Source organism: Aeromonas sp. 601039 (assembly GCF_049174415.1).
Classification (GTDB): Bacteria; Pseudomonadota; Gammaproteobacteria; order Enterobacterales; family Aeromonadaceae; genus Aeromonas; species Aeromonas veronii_A.
In genome coordinates, this window is the sequence record NZ_JAAKTL010000015.1 from 106,537 (window position 1) to 125,333 (window position 18,797).

The following is an 18,797-nucleotide window of genomic DNA, read 5'->3' on the forward strand; positions in this document are numbered from 1 at the left end:
TCACACCTCTTGCCATAGTCATGGCGGTTGAGGGAAAACCCTCATTTACTTGGTCTCTGACAGTCAATACTGTGAGACCGAGTCCACCACTACTGGAGCCTGAGCCATGACCGATATGCTTGTTGACGATAAACAACCGACCCCGGATCCGGCAGAGCAGAATGCCTTCTTTCCGTCGCCCTACTCCCTGAGCCAGTTCACCTCGCGCAAATCTGACCTTGCCGGGGCTGACTATCCCGCTCCCTATCGGGAGGGGCGCTGGAAGATCCTGCTGATCGGTGCCGATGAGCGTTATCTGCCCACCGACAACGGCACCCTGTTTTCCACCGGTAACCATCCGGTCGAAACCCTGCTACCCATGTATCACCTCGACAAGGCGGGCTTTGCCTTTGACGTGGCCACCCTTTCCGGCAATCCGGTCAAGTTCGAGTGGTGGGCCATGCCCGGCGAAGATGAAGAGGTGTTGGGGCTCTATGGCAAATATCAGGCGCAGTTCCGCCAACCGGCCAAGCTGGCCGACCTGCTGAAGCAGGCGCTGGCCGCTGACTCCGACTATATCGGCGTCTTTATTCCCGGCGGCCACGGCGCCCTGATGGGGTTGCCGCAGAGTGCCGAGGTGAAAGCGTTGCTGGAGTGGGCGATGGCCAACGATCGCTTCATCATCTCCCTCTGTCACGGGCCTGCTGCGCTGCTGGCGGTGGCCAATCCAGAGACCTTCGCGGGCTACAAGATCTGCGCCTTCCCCGACGAGCTGGATGCCCAGACCCCGGCAATTGGCTATATGCCGGGCCACCTCACCTGGAAGTTTGGCGAGAAGCTTAAAGAGATTGGCTTTGAGATCGTCAACAACGGCATCTCGGGAGAGGTGTGCCGGGATCGCAATCTGCTGACCGGTGACAGCCCGCTGGCGGGCAATAACCTCGGCAAGCTGGCTGCTACCACCTTGCTGGAGGCGGTTGCCAAGCGATGAGGTTGTCGTCGTCGCCAGCCAATGCGCTGCAGGTCGCGGTGGCGCTGGAAGGGTGCCAGCGGCTGGAGGAGATCCAGCAACTGGTGCGCACCTTTGCCGCTCCGCTGGGGTATCACCGCTTTGCGCTCTTCTCCATCAGCGCCAGCGAGGAGGGGGTGGTCGAGCACCTCTACTGGCTGGAGGGGGCGTGGCTGGAGAGCGGCGAGGCGGTCGACCTGCATACCTATATGCGCGAGTGCCCGATGGCGATGCATATCAGGGAGCGAGACCAGCCCTTCTTCTGGAGCAAAAAGGTTGGCGCCGTTGGCGAGCAGTACCGTATCGTTCGCCAGCCTGAGGGGCCGGGCCGACATGGCTTGCAGGTACCCGTCTATGGGCCGCTGGGGCTGGAAGGGGCGATGAGCTTTGGTGGCGATCAGATCGATGCCAGCGCTCCCGCTCGGGTTGGCCTTGCGCTGATCGCGGCTGCGGCTTTTCATGCAGCTCGTCGGCTGATGGAGATGCCTGTAGAGGGCCACGAGCGTGGCCTCACTGGGCGCGAGCGCGAAGTGCTGGAGTGGGTCTCCCGGGGTTGGCGCCATGCCGATATCGCCACCACCCTGAAACTCTCGGTGCGCACGGTCGAGAACCATCTGCGCAGTGCCCGCCGTCGACTGGGGGTGGCCACTACCGCAGAGGCGGTCAGAGTGGCGATCAGGAACCGCGATATCGAGGGCTGAGGGGCTATCCCTTTGTCTGGCATGTAAAAAGAGACCGGCATATAGCCGGTCTCTTTTTTATTTCCGCAACCTTTACGCCTGTGGCGGGGTGCTTTCGGCGTTGGACATCACTGCATCGATTTGTACCAGAGCACCGGCGGGAAGTTCACTTACCCCGATTACGGTGCGGGCAGGCAGATAACCCGGGAAGTATTTGGTGTAGACGGCGTTGACCGCATCCAGATCCGCGATATTGGCGAGCTGGATATTGACCTTGACGATATCGTCCATCACATGGCCGATGCTCTCCACAATCGCCTTGATATTGCTCAGGCACTGGGCGGTCTGCTCCTTGATGCAGCCAGCCAGGATCTTGCCGGTTGCGGGGTCAATCGGCAGTTGGGCAGAGAGATGGTTGTAGTGGGAGAAGGCGACGGTCTGGGTGTGCAAGGGGCTGCGCGGTGCCTTGTCGGTATTGCGGGCACGGATCACCAGATTGTGACGGTCTTCCACCAGTTGTGGCGGGGTGCCGTCACCGTGGGAGATGACCGCATCCATTTGCACCCGTGCCCCCATGGGCAGGGCAGCGGCACTGACCACAGAGCGGGCGGGCAGATAGGCGACGGCGCGGGCGATGGCGGAGTCGGGGAAGAAGGTGGTGTAGACCTCGTTGACGGCCTCCAGATCGGCCAGATCGGTCAGATAGACGGTAACCTTGACGATATCGTCAAACGGCACGTCGATGCTCTCCAGCACCGCCTTGATATTGCGCAGGCTCTGACCCGCCTGCTCCTTGATGCCACCGGCAACCAGCTGGCCCGAGGCGGCCTCGACCGGCAGTTGCGCACCGATATTGTTGTAGTGGGAGAAGGCCACGGTATGGGTGGAGAGCGGATTGTGCGGCGCCTTGTCACTGTTGCGGGCGAGCTTCACCAGCGGGCAAGGATCTTGCGGGAAGGTGCCTTCGCCGTTGGAGATGATGGCATCAATCTGCACCAGCGCACCCAGCGGCAGGGCGGCGACGGCGAGGGTGGTGCGGGTCGGCAGATAGCCCGGGAAGAATTCGCGATAGACGGCGTTGACCGCCTCCAGATCCGCCATCTCTTTCAGGAAGATGGTCGCTTTCACCATATCGTCCATCACATGGCCGATGCTCTCGATGATCGCCTTGAGGTTGCTCAGGCACTGTCTGGCCTGCGCGGTGACATCGCCGCTTACCATCTTGCCGGTGGCGGGATCGACCGGCAGCTGGGCGGAGATATTGTTGTAATGAGAAAACGCCACCGTTTGGGTGCAGGGGCCCAGATCCTGGGGTGCATGGGGGGTATTTCTTGCCGACTTGATGATGGTGCCACTCATAGATATGCCTCTTTTTAATATTTGTTGTTCATTCAGGTACAGGTTTACCCCATCTCGTTGTGCGCCATGGCCACTGCGCCAGCGGCGGCATCCCCGGTTATTATTTGTGATCCACTCAATTACTGAGAGCAATAAGGGAGGAGAGGACAGGGTAGATATTTCAGACGCTGCGATTCTATGAGTGGCTATCATGGGTTGCAAACCGCTGATTGCATTTCTATGAGATGGCTCAATGGGTGCAAATTTAATGTGATTGCTATTCAATTCATGCTGAATAGTCACCTGTTTGTCCGCCAATGGCCATGCATCGAGCAATAGTCCAGTCCGGGCGGGGGTTGGGGCAGATACCTTGGCAGTGAAGGAGTGTAAAGAAAGGGTTAATGCGATGCATCAAGCTGCCATCAAACTATTTTATTGTGCATAGATATGTACTTTATGTTTTTTTAGTCATCTATCTTGCCGCGCAAAAATATGTTAGCAGACATTACTGTAACAGTAGTTAAAGATGTGGCTGGAATATAATTCAAATATTTGCATGGGGGATGCTTGTTAATTATCGGTAGGCTGACGGTTGGCCAAGACTCGGAGCGTTTTTATCTTTTTATGTATCTGGTGAAATATGCGTGACACAGCCCAGTGGTCCCATATCGAGGTGACCAGGGTTGGCAATATATCGGCTGACCGGGTGCGGCATGGTCAAGAGAGGATGACGTTGGCTCGACGCAGCGCTATGGATCGGGCTCTCTGCGCCGGTTGTAGTCTACAGCCTGCCAGGGATGAAAGGGTCGCGGGCGAGGCCAGCTGCCGTGGCATGGTTGTCTGCGGGATTGTTAACAAAAATGTGAACGAGATCACCGGATGGACAAGGGTTTAAGGCTGGAAATGGAGCAGAAAGGAGTAGAATGGCACTTTATTTTTGAGGGTCATTCGATGCCCAACTATCACTTTTTCACGCTGGGCCAGGCGCTTACCTATCTCGATGCCAATGCCCCGCGCTATAGCGATGAGCGTCGTCAACTGGTTGAGCAGGGATTTGCCGCCATGGCGGCCCCCATCTTTGCAGATACGCCGGTTGAAGCACTGGCGTTGTTGCGCCAGCATCAGGCATGGAAGGAGGAAGCCATGGTCGATGCACTCTCCTTGACAGTTGCCACCGGGCCGACGCTCGTCTCCTGTTTGCAGGAGAACCCTTTATCCGCGAGTTGAACAGCATCATGGCACCATCGAGGTGGCGCCATGTTGCCGCTGTCCGCTTGCGATCTACCTCTGGTGCAGTTCGCCTTCCATTACCAGTAGAGTATCCATCCCTGCCGCCTTGCCAGCCTCAAGCCCGATCCGGGTATCTTCAAACACCAGACAGTTGGCGGGATTGGCGCCGAGCAGTTTGGCCACCCGCAAGAAGGTGTCGGGATGCGGTTTGTGGTTGGTGACATCATCGGCGCTGACCACCACAGAGATATAGGCATCGAGCCCGGTGCTTTTGAGGATGGAGTCCGCCTGATTGCGCGGTGAGCCGGTGCCAATCCCCATCTTGACCTTGCCGTGATAGTGCCTGACCAGCTCCCACATCTTGGGAAAGACGCTGACCTTGTCGATATGTTCCATATAGAGGGCAATCTTGCGACGGGTAAAAGCCTCGACATCCACCGTCAGCCCCTGCTGCTCGGCCAGCATGGCGATGATCTTGCGGGTGGGAATGCCGCCGTACTGATAGAGCTGATCCCGCTCGAAGGGGATGCCGAATTCGGCGCAGGTAAGCTCCCAGGCATCCAGATGGAGGGGCATGGAATCTACCAAAGTGCCATCCATATCGAAAATCAGGGCATCGTAGTGATCAAACCCGTACTGCTCACGCTCGCTCATGGGGGCTCCTCGAATCAAATAGGGCAGGCTAGCAGAAACGGTCGGCGTTTTGTGGGATCGGCCTCATGGTTGGGCAGATTGTGGCCGCCGTTTTTTCTATCTCTTGCTGATTTGTGAGACAATAATCCGTTCATTGCCGGATACTTTGGCATATCAGATCTGCGAGTCCGCTTATGACCTCGAAAATGTCCCCCAAAACCATCTTCTCCAGTGTGGCGCTTGTGATCGCGCTCGGTTCACTGGAAAAGAGCATCGTCACTACCCCGCTGCCCATGATTGGCGCCGAGCTGCATGCCGGTGCCGCCCTCACCTGGGTGGTCACCGCCTACCTGCTGGCCGCCACCGCCGTGCTGCCCCTCTATGGCAAGCTGAGCGATCTCTTTGGTCGGGTGCGGATGCTCAATATCGGCATCGGCCTGTTTCTGGCGGGCTCGGTGGCCTGTGCTCTTTCCCAGGATCTGCAGACCCTGCTGGCAGCGCGGGTGCTGCAAGGGCTGGGGGGCGGCGGTCTGATTGCCCTCGCGTTTACCGTGATTGCCGACACCATTCCGCCGCGGGAGGTGGGCAAATATCAGGGCTACATTTCGGCGGTCTATGCGGTCTCCAGTATCGCTGGCCCCTTGCTCGGCGGCTACTTCACCGAGCAGCTCAGCTGGCGCTGGATCTTCTGGATCAATCTGCCGCTCGGGGCGCTGGCAGTCTTTCTCATCAACCGCAACCTCAAGCAGCTCAACGTGCGTCGCCACAGTCGCTTCGACTGGAAGGGGGCGGGTCTGCTGATTACCGTCACCACGCTCACCCTGTTGCTGCTCTCGCCGGAAGCGGCGCTGCCCGCCGTCTGGCTCTCGGCGGCACTGGGCGTTGCGTTGCTGCTGCTCATTCTTATTGAGCGGCGTGCCCACGACCCCATATTGCCTGCCCATCTGGCACGGCTGCCCGGTTATCTGGTGAGCGTGCTGCTGGTGATGCTCTCCCAGTTGCTGATGTTTGCCGTGCTGGTCTATCTGCCGTTGCAGATGCAGTGGCAGAAGGGGATGAGCGCCAGCGAGAGCGGCGCCATCATGGTCATCTTCATGATCTGCATCACTGCTGGCGCCTTTGTCGGCGGCAAGCTGATTGGCCGTACCGGCCACTACAAGAGTTTTGTCGCGGTGGGCTTTGGCCTCGCGGCGGTGGCGCTGTGGCAGATCCACTTCGATGCCTGGGTCAGGCTGGCGCTCGGGTTTGCCGGTATTGGTCTGGGTCTGGTGCTGCCCGCCCTCTCGGTGGTGGTACAGAATGCCCTGCCGCGGCAGGATCGCGGCATCGGCATGTCGCTGTTCAACTTCGGGCGGGAGCTTGGCGGAGCCGTCGGCGTGGCCATCTGCTCCATGCTGTTTCATTTCCGCCTGCCAGCCGGCAGCGGTGGCGATCTGAGCCGGCTCGCCCCCGATCTGCTGGCCCCGGGCTTCAGCGCGACCTATATCGGCATGGCATTGATCGCCACGCTGGCGCTGCTCATCACATTGCTGGCGTTGAAGCGCCACGAGCTGGCCTCCATCAGCGCCTGATCAGGCCTGCGCCGACATTGGCTCACCATAGCTAGCATCAGGGCTCCCCGCGGGGAGCCCTGATTGTTATTTGGCGAATAGCGTGGCTGCTGCCATCAAGCCATGCGCGAGTTACTCCTGCGCCGGACTCTCCTTGCCCGCCAGCTGGCTCAGCCAGGCGAAGCGGCGGTTGGCCTCCTGCTCCGCCTCTTCATAGAGCTGGCTGGCCACCTCCGGCAGTTGGCGCTCCAGCCGCTGGAAGCGGGGCTCATGGCGCAAGGTCTCGGCCTGCGAGGCATTGGGTGCCCGCGAGTCGAGCGCCAGCGGCAGTTTGCCCTCGTCAGCGCGGCGCGGATCGAAGCGGTAGAGGGGCCAGAAGCCGGTGGCGGTCAGCTGTTTCATCTGCTCATGGCTCTCGGCCATGTCGTAGCCATGCTCCTCGCAGGGGCTGTAGGCGATGATGAGTGAGGGGCCCGGGTAGGCTTCCGCCTCCTGAATCGCCTTCACTGTCTGGTTCATCTGGGCGCCGAGGGAGATCTGCGCCACATAGACGTGACCATACATCATCACGCTGGCCCCGAGATCCTTGCGCCCCTTGCGCTTGCCCTGCTCGCCAAACTTGGTGATGGCCCCGAGTGGCGTCGCCTTCGATTGCTGGCCGCCGGTGTTGGAGTAGCACTGGGTGTCGAGCACCAGCACATTGATGTTCTCCCCCAGGCTCAGCACATGGTCGAGCCCGCCAAAGCCGATGTCGTAGGCCCAGCCATCGCCGCCGATGAGCCAGACCGATTTTTCCACCAGATAGTCCGCATCGCGAGCCAGCTCTTGGGCTGCCGGGATCGGGCTCTCCTGCAGCAGTGCTCGCAGCTGCTGGATATGGGCCCGCTGCTCGGAAACCGGCAGGGTGGCATCGCCGAGCACCTCGTGCAGCGCTGCCGGTATGGTGTCGCCCAGGTTCGCCAGCAGACGGCGTACCCGCTCCCTGTGCTGATCGACGGTAAGACGGAAGCCCAGTCCGAACTCGGCGTTGTCTTCAAACAACGAGTTGGCCCAGGCCGGCCCACGCCCGTCGGCGTTGGTGGTGTAAGGGGTGGTAGGCAGGTTGCCGCCATAAATGGACGAGCAGCCGGTGGCGTTGGCTATCAGCAGCCGATCGCCATAGAGCTGGGTCAACAGCTTGATGTAAGGGGTCTCGCCACAGCCGGAGCAGGCGCCGGAGTATTCAAACAGCGGCGAGATGAGCTGGGAGGTGCGAATGTCGATGCGCTCCAGCTGCTCGGCGCTGCGCTCCGGCAGGTCGAGGAAGAAATCGTAGTTGGCCTTCTGCTCGTCGAGGTGATCGAGCCGTGAAGCCATATTGATCGCCTTGCGATCCGGGTTGCTGCGATCCTTGGCCGGGCACACCTCGACGCAGAGGTTGCAGCCGGTGCAATCCTCCGGCGCCACCTGCAGCACGTACTGCTGGCCGCGCATATCGCGGGATTTCACATCCAGCGCATCCAGAGTGGCGGGGGCAGCGGCCAGCGCATCGGGTTCTACCACTTTGGCGCGAATGGCCGAGTGGGGACAGGCGGCGACGCAGTAGTTGCATTGGGTACAGAGCTCCGCCTCCCAGATGGGGATCTCCTTGGCGATATTGCGCTTCTCCCAGCGGGTGGTGCCGACCGGCCAGGTGCCATCAGGCGGGAAGGCGGAGACCGGCATGCTGTCACCCAGCCCCGCCAGCATGGCGGCGGTGACGGTCTGGACAAAATCGGGGGCCTTGGCCGAAACCACCGGTGGGCGGGGGCGGCTGGCGGGATCCAGCTCACCCAGCGGCACTCGGGTCAGGGCGGCGCAGGTTGCCTCCAGTGCCTGCCAGTTGCGTTCGACCAGTGCTTGTCCCTTGCTGCCATAGCTGGTGGCGATGACCTGCTTCAGCAGGCTGGTCGCCTCTGCGGGGGGAATGATGGCGCTGAGCTGGAAGAAGGCCATCTGCATCACGGTATTGATGCGGTTGCCGAGCTGGCAGTCACGGGCAATTTTGGCGGCGTTGATGATGTAGAAGCGCGCCTCTTTCTCGCGCAGGGCATGCTGCACCTCGCTGGGGAGGCGCTGCCAGATCTCCGCTTCGCTGTAGGGGGTGTTAAGCAGGAAGATGCCGCCCGCTTTCAAGCGCTCCGCCATCCGGTACTTGTCGACAAACTGCCACTGATGGCAGCCGATAAAGTCCGCCTCTTCCACCAGATAGGCCGATTGCAGCGGCCACTCGCCCACCCGCAGGTGAGAGACGGTGAGGCCGCCCGCCTTCTTGGAGTCGTAGACGAAATAGCCCTGCGGATAGAGGTCGGTGTGGTTGCCGAGGATCTTGATGCTGTTCTTGGCCGCCGAGACGGTGCCATCGCTGCCAAGACCGTAGAAGAGCGCCTCCAGTTTGTGTTGCGGGCGATGGATGGGGCTTTGCGAATCCAGCGCGGGCTGCGGTAGCGAGAGACCTGTGATGTCATCGAATATACCAACGGTAAAGCGCGGACGCGGGTTCTCCTGCGCCAGTTCAGCAAACACCGCCAGCGCGCAGGCGGGACCGAACTCTTTGGAGGATAGACCATAGCGGCCGCCGATAACCCGCGGCAGGCTTGCCCGCTCGCCCCGGCTGACCGCTTCGGCCAGCGCCGTCATCACGTCGAGATAGAGGGGCTCGGCCTGTGCGCCCGGCTCCTTGGTGCGATCCAGCACGGCGATGGCGCGGGCACTCTCGGGAATCGCGGCCAACAGGTGCCCTGCCGAGAAGGGACGGAACAGCCGCACCTTCACCAGACCTACCTTCTCTCCTTGGGCCAGCAGGCGCTCGATCACCTCTTCACAGGTGCCGATGGCCGAGCCCATCAGCACCACTATCCGCTCCGCCTGCGGGTGGCCGACATATTCAAACGGCCGGTAGTGGCGGCCGGTCTGTTTGCCAAAAGCCTGCATCGCCTCGCTCACATGACCATAGGCAGCGTCATACCAGGGGTTGCTCGCCTCCCGGCACTGGAAATAGGTGTCCGGGTTGGCCGCGGTGCCGCGAATGACCGGTTTGTCGGGGGTGAGCGCCCGGTCACGATGAGCACGGATGGCATCTGCGGGCAGCAGGGCGCGCAGGGTGTCATCAGCGAGCGGCGCTATCTTGGCGATCTCGTGAGAGGTACGAAAGCCGTCGAAGAAGTGGATAAAGGGGAGGCGGCTGTTGAGGCTCGCTATCTGGGAGATCAGGGCAAAGTCCTGCGCCTCCTGCACATTGCTGGCACAGAGCATGGCACAGCCGGTCTGGCGCACCGCCATCACGTCCGAGTGATCGCCAAAGATCGATAGCGCATGGGTCGCCACGGTGCGCGCCGCCACATGCAGCACGAAGGGAATGAGCTGACCCGCCAGCTTGTAGAGGTTGGGGATCATCAGCAGTAACCCCTGCGACGAGGTAAACGAGGTCGCCAGCGCGCCGGTCTGCAGGGCTCCGTGGACGGCGGCGATGGCGCCCCCTTCCGACTGCATCTCGACAACCCGGGGCACATCCCCCCAGAGGTTCTTGCCCCGTTCGCTCGACCAGGCCGACGACTGCTCAGCCATGGCCGAGCTGGGGGTGATGGGGTAGATGGCGATGACTTCGCTGGTGCGGTACGCCACCGAGGCGACTGCGTTATTCCCGTCTGTGGTGATCATCTGTTTTCCACTTTGCTATGCCAGTTTGAAAGCCGATAGTTGCATCGGCAATGGATAGGTCGCAGGCATAGTAAGAGGGGCAATGAGAGCGTATCAAACGGGATAAATAATCAATTAATAAGTCAGTAATAGTGGTTAATTTAATCCCGCTGCGTGGGTGCATGATTTTCTGCTGACAGCCAACGGGAGGTGGCTGATGGGCCATTGCTTTGGCCCGTCAGCACGGGGTTAATCCTGATCCACTCGCAGCCAGATGGCACACTGATAAGGGGCGAAGAGTGGCAGTGGTTCGCCTGGGTAATTGGCCAGCAGCAACCGCATCTTGTCTGTCACCTTGTCGAAGTGGGGCATCGGCAAGGGGTTCGCAGTGAGATTGGCGAGCAGCAGCAGGGTGTGCCGCTCGCCGTTCGCCGGATCCTGCCAGTGGCGGCGATAGCTGATGCGCTCGGGATCATCCCCATCCAGCAGATCGAAATTGCCGTGGCGAACGACAGGGTGAGCCTTGCGCAGGGCGATGAGCTGGCGATAGCAGTGAAACGGGGAGTCGGGGCGGGCCATCTGCTCGGCGGCATTTATCTCGACATGATTGGCGTTGAGGGCAATCCAGGGCGTGGCCGTACTGAATCCTGCGTGGGGGACAGCGTCCCACTGCATCGGGGTACGGGCGTTGTCGCGGCCGATGGCATCGAGCCGCCGACTCAGCTCGGCAGGATCCAGCCCTGACTGGCTGGCGCGGTAGTTGATTGCCTCCACATCGCGCAGCTCGTCCGGCTGCCAGTGGCGGTTGGTCATGGCGAGCTCCTCCCCCTGATAGATGAAGGGAGTGCCCTGCATCATGTGCAGCACCATGGCCCACAGCCTGGCACTGGTTTCCCGCCACTCGGGCCTGTCATCGCCAAAGCGGGAGACGGCGCGGGGCAGGTCGTGGTTGCCGAGAAACAGGCTGTTCCAGCCACGCCCGTGTAGCCCTTGCTGGTGGCGGGCCATGGCTCGCTTGAAGGCGAGGGGATCGAAGCGGGATGACCACTTGTCACTGCCCAGCCCCAGATGCTCGAAGTTGAACACCATGCTGAACTCGCTGCCATCGTGGTTCGAATAGTTCTGCATATGGGCGAGATCGGCCCCCCAGGTCTCCCCCACCGTGATGATCCCCTTGCCGCCGAAGCTCGCGGCATTGAGCTCGCGGATATAGTCGTGCAGGTGCGGGCCGTTACTCATGGCCAGTCGGTCCCACTCTTTGCTCACCATATCGATCACATCGAAGCGAAACCCCTTGATCCCTTTGCCCAGCCAGAAGTTGATCACCTCTGCCATTTCGGCACGCACCGCCGGGTTGTCCCAGTCCAGATCGGCCTGACTGGGATCGAAGTTGTGCAGGTAGTAGCGATCAAGCGTTGGCACATAATGCCAGCCGCTGCCGCCAAAAATCGAGGTAATGGGGTGAGCGTCAACGAAGGCCTGGTCGCGAAACACGTAATAACTCTGATAACGGGGATCCCCGGCCAGTGCCTTCATAAACCACTCGTGCTCGGTGGAGGTGTGGTTGGCGACGATATCCATCATGATGCCGATGCCGTGGGCGGCCGCTTCGGCTATCAGCTGCTCCATCTCGGTCAGGGTGCCGAAGGCGGGGTCGATGGCACGGTAGTCCGCCACGTCGTAGCCGTTGTCCCGCTTGGGGGAGCGATAGATGGGGGTGAGCCACAGCATATCGACCCCGAGGGTGGCCAGATAACCGAGGCGCTGGCGGATGCCGTTGATGTCGCCCAGTCCGTCGCCATCGCTGTCCTGAAAACTCATGGGGTAGATCTGATAGATGACACAGCTATCAAGGTCGATATCGGGCGTGTGGAGGGAGTGCGTATTCATCAGTGCGGCCGGTTGAGGGGGAGTTATTCCTATCTTACCCAGATGATCTGGCCCTCAACAGGGCAGGGGAAACCTTGAAAAGGGTTCCATAGTTGGCTGATTGCCAAAAGTGAGCGAAGGGTCACAACTGGGCCATCCCGAGCCACGTAGGTGGTCGGGATGGCACGGCACTCAGCGATGATGCTATGCAGGAATACTGGTTATTGAGCAGCCTTGGTCTGCTCGCTGCGCTGCTCCTGCTGGTGTTCCGCTTGTGCCTCAAGCTCCTTGCCGAGGAAGTAGTTCAGGAAGGTGCGGATCACCGCGATGATGGCGAGGCGGATCAGCTCCTCCTTGCTCGGTGCGACCGTGGTGGCCAGGATATCGGCGGCGAGCTGGAACTCCAGCGCCAGAATGAGCCAACTGCCGAAACAGAGGCGAATGCGCGGAAAGCCCGGTTCGTGATCCTCCATCCGTGCCGCCAGCCAAAGGGTCTTGCCAAGCCCTATTACCACACAGGCGATGGAGATGATCTCCAGCAGCAGCTGGAACAGCTCGACCCCGTGCATCATCCCTTCTCTCAGGCTCGCTATCTCAAACACTCGGGTCACCTCCCTGATTCAAAAGAGGACACTATTAACACATCGCTCGGCAAAGGCCAAATCAGAGGTGCCTGATAAGCATCGCGATCTGCTCAATTGTCTGACGGGCTGCCTGGCTCACACCTGCCAACTGGAAGAAGCCGTGTATAACACCCAGTTGCCGCTGACAGGTAGCTGTGACTCCGGCTTGCAGCAGTTTGCGATAGAGGGCTTCCCCTTCATCGCGCAGCGGATCATATTCCGCCGTTACGATATGGGTCGGCGGCAATCCTGACAGGGCAGGATGGTGGAGCGGGCTGGCTTCGGGGTGAGTGGCGGGCAGTTCACCCAGATAGGCGTGAAAACCGCTTAACAGCATGTCGCGGGTGATGAGGTAGTCATCCCCTAGATGCCGATAGCTGTCACTGTCGCCCGCAGCATCGAGCATCGGATAGATGAGCAGTTGGGCTGCAGGCAAGGGGGCGCCTTGCTCCTTGAGTCGCAAGGTGGTGATCAGGGCGAGGTGGCCGCCGGCACTGTCGCCCGCAAGGGCAATCCTTGCCGGATCCCCATGCCATTTCTCCACATCGGCCATGATGGCGAGCGTGGCTGCCAGTGCATCGTCATGTGCTGCAGGATAGGTGTGTTCAGGGGCAAGGCGGGTATGTACCGCAAACACCAGTGCCTCGGCGCGATTGCACAGCATCCGCATCTGGCGGTCGTGGGTGTCGAACTCGCCGCTGACAAAACAGCCGCCATGAAAGTAGATCAGTGCCGGACGGCTTGCACTTGAGGTTGGTGCTGGTTGATAGAGGCGAACGGAATAATGGCCATGTTGCCACTCTTCGACAGCGCCAACCTCCTCCCGTTCACCACCCAATATGGCTGAAGCAAGATAGCCTTCACGCCGCTCCTGCCAGCTCAGGCTGCTCGCCTTGGGGCGGCCTGCGGCAATGAACTCTGTCACCATGGCCGCAATGGCCGGTTCAAGTTGTGTATCCATAACGCACCAATAACTGTATATAAAAACAGTTATTTTGCGCTTTTAGCCAAAGAGCGCAACCGGCGTTAGCTGAGGCAGCTCACAAAATCAGGCTTCAATCAGCACGAATTCAATCACATAGAGCGGCGGTAGATCGGGGTAGATCTCGCGGATCACCTGTTTGAGCTCGGGGAGTGTCATGTTCTCCTGACGGGCGTGCTCGTCGTTCAGTTCATCGAAGGCTACCGCCTTGACCGAGAGCACCTCTATGGTGCCAAAGGGCTGGTGCTCCGGGTTGGTAAACAGCGCCAACCGCTGGCCAGGCTGCCAGTTGGCTTCGCTCTCGTCGCGAATGGTGATGGTTTTGCGGCCCGCCTGAATATCGGCGACGAAGCGGCTGAAGAAGGTGAATTCGGGATGGGTAGACATGGCTCTCTCCTGACAGGGTTAATCGAAATGAGGTGAATGGAAATCAAAGGTCGAGATAGGCGCGCAGCCTGGTCAGATCGGCGATAACAGGGCCATCGCTGCCGTCGGCAACTATGCCCTGTTCGACCAGCTCCTTGAGGGCGCGGCGGTAGACCCGCTCTGTGGTGCCAAAGCGGGCCGCCTCGTGGGCCCGCTTGCGCGATCCCAGCATGGGGGTGCGCTGGCGTTCTCGCCACAGCTCATAGGCGATGTTGTAGGCAATGGGGTGGAGCAGCCGGCTGGTGGTGATCTCCAGGGTATCGAGATAGTCGCTGGCAAGTGCAGCGGCGAAAAAGAGGGTCAACTCAGGTTCTGCCAGCAGCCGCTGGGCCAGCTTGTGGGCACAGATGACTCGGGCGTCCAGCTCGGTCTCGGCCACCACGTTCCACTGCACCGGGGTGGCACTGAAGAACTCCATCTCACCGAAGATCTGGCTGTGACACTCAATCTCGCCGAGCTGGAAGCGGCGGCCAGAGTGTACCGTGCTGTTGAGGGAGACCCGGCCACGTTCGACCAGATAGAGCTGCTCGCTCTGCTCCCCCTGCCGCATGATCAATTCGCCCGGCAGGTAACGGCGCAGAAACAGGGTGCAGGCGTCGAGCGCCGCGGCAAAGCGGGGTTCAAGCTGCTGGAGTTCGGCGTGAAAACGGCCGAGGGGGTAGGGCTGTTGCTGCATGACTTGCCTGTCGCACCGGATGACGAGGGCCATGAGGCTAGCAAGAGTGCGGGCCGGATACCAGCCCGCACGGTAGCGGATGTGCCGCAGTTAACGGTTTGCGCTTTATTGCACCAGAGCGTGGAGGGCGGCGGCGATGGCTTGCTGCTCACCGGCCATCATCGCCTGTTCGGCGCTGGCGTAATCCGCCACCCCTTGTTGCACATCCTGCTCGAATAGCACCACGTTGCAGAGCACGGCGGCGACCCGTACCTTGCGCAGGCGCCCCACGGTCAGCAGGGCTGCGGTCTCCATGTCAGCGCCCAGTACGCCACGGGCATGCCAGTAGCGGCACACCTCCTGCTCATCATCTCGATAGAAGCTGTCGTGGGAGCGTACCAGCCCGTGCCAATGAGGCTGGCTGCTAGTGGCCACATGGTTGAGCAGGGCCGCTTGCAGCCAGATATCGGCGCAGGCGGGGTACTCGGCGGGCAGATAGGCCTGCGAGGCGCCCTCATTGCGTACCGCCCCTTCCACCACGATAAGGTCGCCAAGGCCGATGTCGTGCTGCAGGGCACCGGCGGAGCCGACCCGAATGAGCGAGCGGGCACCGGCTTGCACCAGCTCCTCCAGCGCTATGATGGCCGAGGCGCCGCCAATGCCGGTGCTGCAAACCGTGATGGGCAGCCCCTGATAGCGGCCGTTGATGAGGCGAAACTCCCGGTTTTGCCCCAGCACTTCGCACTGTTCGAGCTGGCTGGCGATGCGATCGACCCGGGCCGGGTCGCCGCACAGTACCACCCGCTCGGCAATCTGGTCGGGGCGGCACTGGAGATGGGGTAACAGACTCATGGCTTACAGACCTTGTGGCTGGCGCTTGGCGGCAATCACCCAGAGGCGAGTGCCGTTGGCGGCGATAAACAGCAGGATCAGGTACTCCAGCGACATGGCGTAGACGCCCTGCGCGGCATAGACACCGATGCTGATGATGTTGATGACGACCCAGAGGATCCAGTTCTCCACGTATTTGCGGGTCATCAGGATCTGGGCGACCACCGAGAGCACCGTCATGCTGGCATCCCAGAACGGGAAGGCATCGGGGGAGGGCTCGGGGATGGCAAGGTTGGCACCAAACAGGTTGAGCAGGGAGACCGAGGTGCGTGCCAGGGTGGCGAAGACCGGGTCGATATAGCGGGTCAGCAGAGCGATGGCCAGCACGCTCACGGCGGCGGTCACCATCAGTTTGGATTTGCTGAGCCAGCGGATCTGCAGGGTATCCCCCTGATCGTTGGCCGGGCGGGTCCAGGCGTACCAGCCGTAGACGTTGGCGCAGAAGAAGAACAGCTGCAGCAGCAACAGCCCGTAGAGCTGGATCTGGAAGAAGATGATGGCAAACAGGCTGACGTTGATAAGACCGAACAGGTAGTTGATGGTCTTCTCCTGACTGGCAAACCAGATGCAGGCCAGCCCGAACAGGGTACCGATGGCTTCAATCCATGACATGGCATAGCCGCCACCCAGCGGTATGGTCACCAGCGTGTTATTGATGCTGAACAGCTCGAATATGCTCATTTTCTGATCCTTGGGCATGAGGGTTAGTATGCGAGGGCGCCATTCTAAGGGGTGAGGGGGAGGAGGGGCAGGACTTTTGTCCGCCCCGTACTTGGCCCATATCAAAGAAATCGCCGCTGCTGCCCGGTTATTCCAGCAGTGATGGGTTATGGGGTCCCGATGGGCCGGACTTTATTGATATGTAGCAAGATGATAGCGCCATGGCTGTGGTCTGATAGAGTCCACTCTCCGGGAGGAAAATCACGTGATAAAAGGAGGTTGCATTGAATTCCGAGCTTGTCTGGGTGCTCTGTCTGCTGGCTGGCGCCATCTATCTCTTTATGACCAACAAGGTGCGCATGGACGTGGTTGCCCTGTTGATCATTATTCTCTTTGTGCTGAGCGGCACCCTCACCCTGCCGGAGGCGCTGGCGGGCTTTAGCGATCCCAACGTCATTCTGATAGCCGCCCTGTTTGTGGTGGGTGAGGGGCTGGTGCGCACCGGCATCGCCTATCAGGTGGGGGATGCATTGGTGAAGGTGGCGGGTAGCAGCGAGACCAAGCTGCTGGTGTTGCTGATGGTAGCGGTGGCGAGTCTGGGGGCTGTGATGAGCAGCACCGGAGTGGTGGCCATCTTTATCCCGGTGGTGCTGAGCGTGGCGAACCGGATGGGGATCCCGGCCGGTCGCCTGATGATGCCCCTCGGTTTTGCCGGGCTGATCAGCGGCATGATGACGCTGGTGGCCACGCCCCCCAACATGGTGGTCAACAGCGAGCTGATGCGTCACGGCATTCACGGTTTCGGGTTCTTCGATTTCACCCCCATGGGCCTGCTGATCCTGGGGCTGGGCATCCTCTACATGCTGCTGGTGCGCGGCTCCTTGGTGGGCGAGGGAGAAGAGGGCAAAGGCAAGCCGACCGGGCGCCGCACCCTGCGCGATCTGATCCGAGACTACCGATTGGCCGGTAGGGCCCGTCGTCTGGCGCTGCGGCTTGACTCCCCGCTGATTGGTCACACCCTGGACGAGCTGCAACTGCGCGCCCGTTATGGTGCCCACGTCATCGGGGTGGAGCGCTGGCGCAAGTTTCGCCGTGTGATGGTGCCGGTGTCCGGGATCAGTGAGTTCCAGGCCAAGGATGTGCTGCTGATCGACATGTCAGACCCCGAGGTGGATGTGCGGGCGTTTTGCAGCGAGGCGCGGCTCGAACCCATGATCCTGCGCGGGGAGTACTTCTCCGATCAGGCGCGGGAGGTGGGGATGGCCGAGGTGTCGCTGATCCCCGAGTCCAAGCTGCTGGGTAAAAGCGTGCGTGAGGTGACCTTCCGCTCCAGCTATGGCCTGAGCGTGGTGGGGCTGCGCCGCGATGGTGAGGCACTGGCAGGCAAGCTGGTGGACGAGCCGCTGCAGATGGGGGATACCCTGCTGGTGGTAGGGAATTGGAGCCACATCAGACAGTTGCAGACCCATAGCCGCGACTTTCTGCTGATGGGGCTGCCCGCCGAAGTGGACGAGATGGCCCCCGCCCGCAGTCAGGCGATCCATGCCCTCTTTTGTCTTGGAGTGATGATCCTGCTGATGGTGACCGATCCTGTGCCCAACGTGATTGCCGCGCTGATCGCCTGTCTGCTGATGGGCAAGTTTCGCTGCATCGATATGGAGAGTGCCTACAAGTCGATCCACTGGCCGACCCTGATCCTGATTGTCGGTATGCTCCCCTTCGCGCTGGCGCTGCAAAAAACCGGCGGGGTGGATCTGATCGTTGGTGGTCTGATCAATGCGGTAGGGGAGATGGGGCCGCGGGTCATGCTGGCCAGCCTGTTTGCCCTCTGCGCGGTGATCGGGCTCTTTATCTCCAACACCGCGACAGCTGTGCTGATGGCGCCCATTGCGCTGGGCACGGCTCAGCAGATGGGAGTCTCGCCCTATCCGTTTGCCATGACCATTGCCATCGCCGCCTCGGCTGCCTTTATGACGCCGGTCTCGTCACCGGTGAATACTCTGGTGCTGGGGCCGGGCAACTACAAGTTTGCCGATTTTATCCGTATCGGGGTGCCATTCACCCTGTTGGTGATGGCGGTCAGCGTGGTAGCGATCCCCTGGTTCTTCCCGTTCTGATAACCGGGATGATGAATGTGTGCACCAGCGGCCTGTGGGCCGCTTTTTTATGGCCAGGAGACAAGAGTGGCAAGGCGTGCTCGGAATCAGTGAAGAGTGATGTGGACGGGAATTAACGTGGAGCTGGGTTAATAGAGGCGCGAGAGAAAAACTGGGGAGAGGCAAATTTCAGATACAAAAAAACCAGCGTGAGCTGGTCTGTTTGGTACTGCTATTAATGGTGCGGAAGGAGAGACTCGAACTCTCACGCCTAGGGCGCCAGAACCTAAATCTGGTGCGTCTACCAATTTCGCCACTTCCGCAATATTAATGGTGGCTATGACGGGATTCGAACCTGTGACCCCCGCATTATGAGTGCGATGCTCTAACCAACTGAGCTACATAGCCGTTTGTTATCGACCACTGATGTGGAAGAGAACAGAAAAATGGCTGGGGTACTAGGATTCGAACCTAGGGATGGCGAGATCAAAACCCGCTGCCTTACCGCTTGGCGATACC

15 protein-coding genes and 2 tRNA genes are annotated in these 18,797 nt (G+C 60.5%); 5 read left to right on the top strand and 12 right to left on the bottom strand.

Annotated elements, in window-relative coordinates:
• The first annotated feature begins 106 nt into the window (after positions 1–106).
• Entirely contained in the window at positions 107–970 is an 864-nt protein-coding gene (gene hchA / locus G5195_RS13755) for a glyoxalase III HchA (RefSeq protein WP_323890840.1), read from the top strand.
• On the top strand, positions 967–1,689 hold the full coding sequence (locus tag G5195_RS13760; RefSeq protein ID WP_421236232.1) for a PA1136 family autoinducer-binding transcriptional regulator: 723 nt from the start codon (positions 967–969) through the stop codon (positions 1,687–1,689). The genes hchA and G5195_RS13760 overlap by 4 nt, the downstream gene beginning before the upstream one ends.
• Before the next feature lie 72 nt (positions 1,690–1,761).
• Here G5195_RS13760 and G5195_RS13765 read toward each other — a convergent pair whose 3' ends face one another.
• Positions 1,762–3,027, bottom strand: a complete 1,266-nt coding sequence (locus G5195_RS13765) for a RidA family protein (protein WP_421222278.1) — start codon at positions 3,025–3,027, stop codon at positions 1,762–1,764.
• Positions 3,028–3,885: 858 nt separating this feature from the next.
• Here G5195_RS13765 and G5195_RS13770 point away from each other — a divergent pair.
• The gene (locus tag G5195_RS13770) at positions 3,886–4,233 is read left to right on the top strand and encodes a hypothetical protein (protein ID WP_254204217.1); all 348 of its coding nucleotides are present in this window, start codon (positions 3,886–3,888) and stop codon (positions 4,231–4,233) included.
• 54 nt (positions 4,234–4,287) lie between these two features.
• Here the strand turns inward: G5195_RS13770 and G5195_RS13775 are convergent, their stop codons facing one another.
• Positions 4,288–4,890, bottom strand: coding sequence for an HAD family hydrolase (locus G5195_RS13775; RefSeq protein WP_421222277.1), 603 nt, complete (start codon positions 4,888–4,890; stop codon positions 4,288–4,290).
• 185 nt (positions 4,891–5,075) lie between these two features.
• On the opposite strand from G5195_RS13775, the gene G5195_RS13780 reads away from it, so the two are divergent.
• Positions 5,076–6,440 (top strand): MDR family MFS transporter, encoded by a 1,365-nt coding sequence (locus G5195_RS13780; protein ID WP_421236233.1) that lies wholly within the window; start codon positions 5,076–5,078, stop codon positions 6,438–6,440.
• 111 nt (positions 6,441–6,551) lie between these two features.
• Here G5195_RS13780 and nifJ read toward each other — a convergent pair whose 3' ends face one another.
• The 8 genes from nifJ to pnuC form a co-directional block, all read right to left on the bottom strand.
• Entirely contained in the window at positions 6,552–10,097 is a 3,546-nt protein-coding gene (nifJ, locus tag G5195_RS13785) for a pyruvate:ferredoxin (flavodoxin) oxidoreductase (RefSeq protein WP_421236234.1), read from the bottom strand.
• Positions 10,098–10,325: 228 nt separating this feature from the next.
• Positions 10,326–11,966, bottom strand: a complete 1,641-nt coding sequence (locus G5195_RS13790; protein WP_421236235.1) for an alpha-glucosidase — start codon at positions 11,964–11,966, stop codon at positions 10,326–10,328.
• A gap of 200 nt (positions 11,967–12,166) precedes the next feature.
• The gene (locus G5195_RS13795) at positions 12,167–12,547 is read right to left on the bottom strand and encodes a DUF1622 domain-containing protein (RefSeq protein WP_421209704.1); all 381 of its coding nucleotides are present in this window, start codon (positions 12,545–12,547) and stop codon (positions 12,167–12,169) included.
• A 61-nt stretch (positions 12,548–12,608) separates the two neighbouring features.
• Positions 12,609–13,529, bottom strand: a complete 921-nt coding sequence (locus G5195_RS13800; protein WP_421222269.1) for an alpha/beta hydrolase — start codon at positions 13,527–13,529, stop codon at positions 12,609–12,611.
• 87 nt (positions 13,530–13,616) lie between these two features.
• Positions 13,617–13,937, bottom strand: a complete 321-nt coding sequence (gene yqfB, locus G5195_RS13805; protein WP_421222267.1) for a N(4)-acetylcytidine aminohydrolase — start codon at positions 13,935–13,937, stop codon at positions 13,617–13,619.
• Between the two features lie 43 nt (positions 13,938–13,980).
• Entirely contained in the window at positions 13,981–14,652 is a 672-nt protein-coding gene (locus G5195_RS13810) for a Crp/Fnr family transcriptional regulator (RefSeq protein WP_227341140.1), read from the bottom strand.
• Positions 14,653–14,757: 105 nt separating this feature from the next.
• The gene (locus G5195_RS13815; RefSeq protein WP_421222265.1) at positions 14,758–15,483 is read right to left on the bottom strand and encodes a nucleoside phosphorylase; all 726 of its coding nucleotides are present in this window, start codon (positions 15,481–15,483) and stop codon (positions 14,758–14,760) included.
• Between the two features lie 3 nt (positions 15,484–15,486).
• Positions 15,487–16,203: a nicotinamide riboside transporter PnuC gene (gene pnuC, locus G5195_RS13820; protein WP_204385193.1), complete on the bottom strand. Its 717-nt coding sequence runs from the start codon at positions 16,201–16,203 to the stop codon at positions 15,487–15,489.
• A gap of 263 nt (positions 16,204–16,466) precedes the next feature.
• Between pnuC and G5195_RS13825 the strand changes: the two genes are divergently transcribed.
• Positions 16,467–18,299 carry an SLC13 family permease gene (locus tag G5195_RS13825; protein WP_421222263.1) on the top strand — a complete coding sequence of 611 codons (1,833 nt, stop codon included), beginning with the start codon at positions 16,467–16,469 and terminating at the stop codon, positions 18,297–18,299.
• A gap of 218 nt (positions 18,300–18,517) precedes the next feature.
• Here G5195_RS13825 and G5195_RS13830 read toward each other — a convergent pair.
• A tRNA-Leu gene (locus tag G5195_RS13830) sits at positions 18,518–18,601 on the bottom strand.
• 8 nt (positions 18,602–18,609) lie between these two features.
• Positions 18,610–18,686: transfer RNA gene (locus G5195_RS13835), tRNA-Met, on the bottom strand.
• Positions 18,687–18,797: the final 111 nt, after the last annotated feature.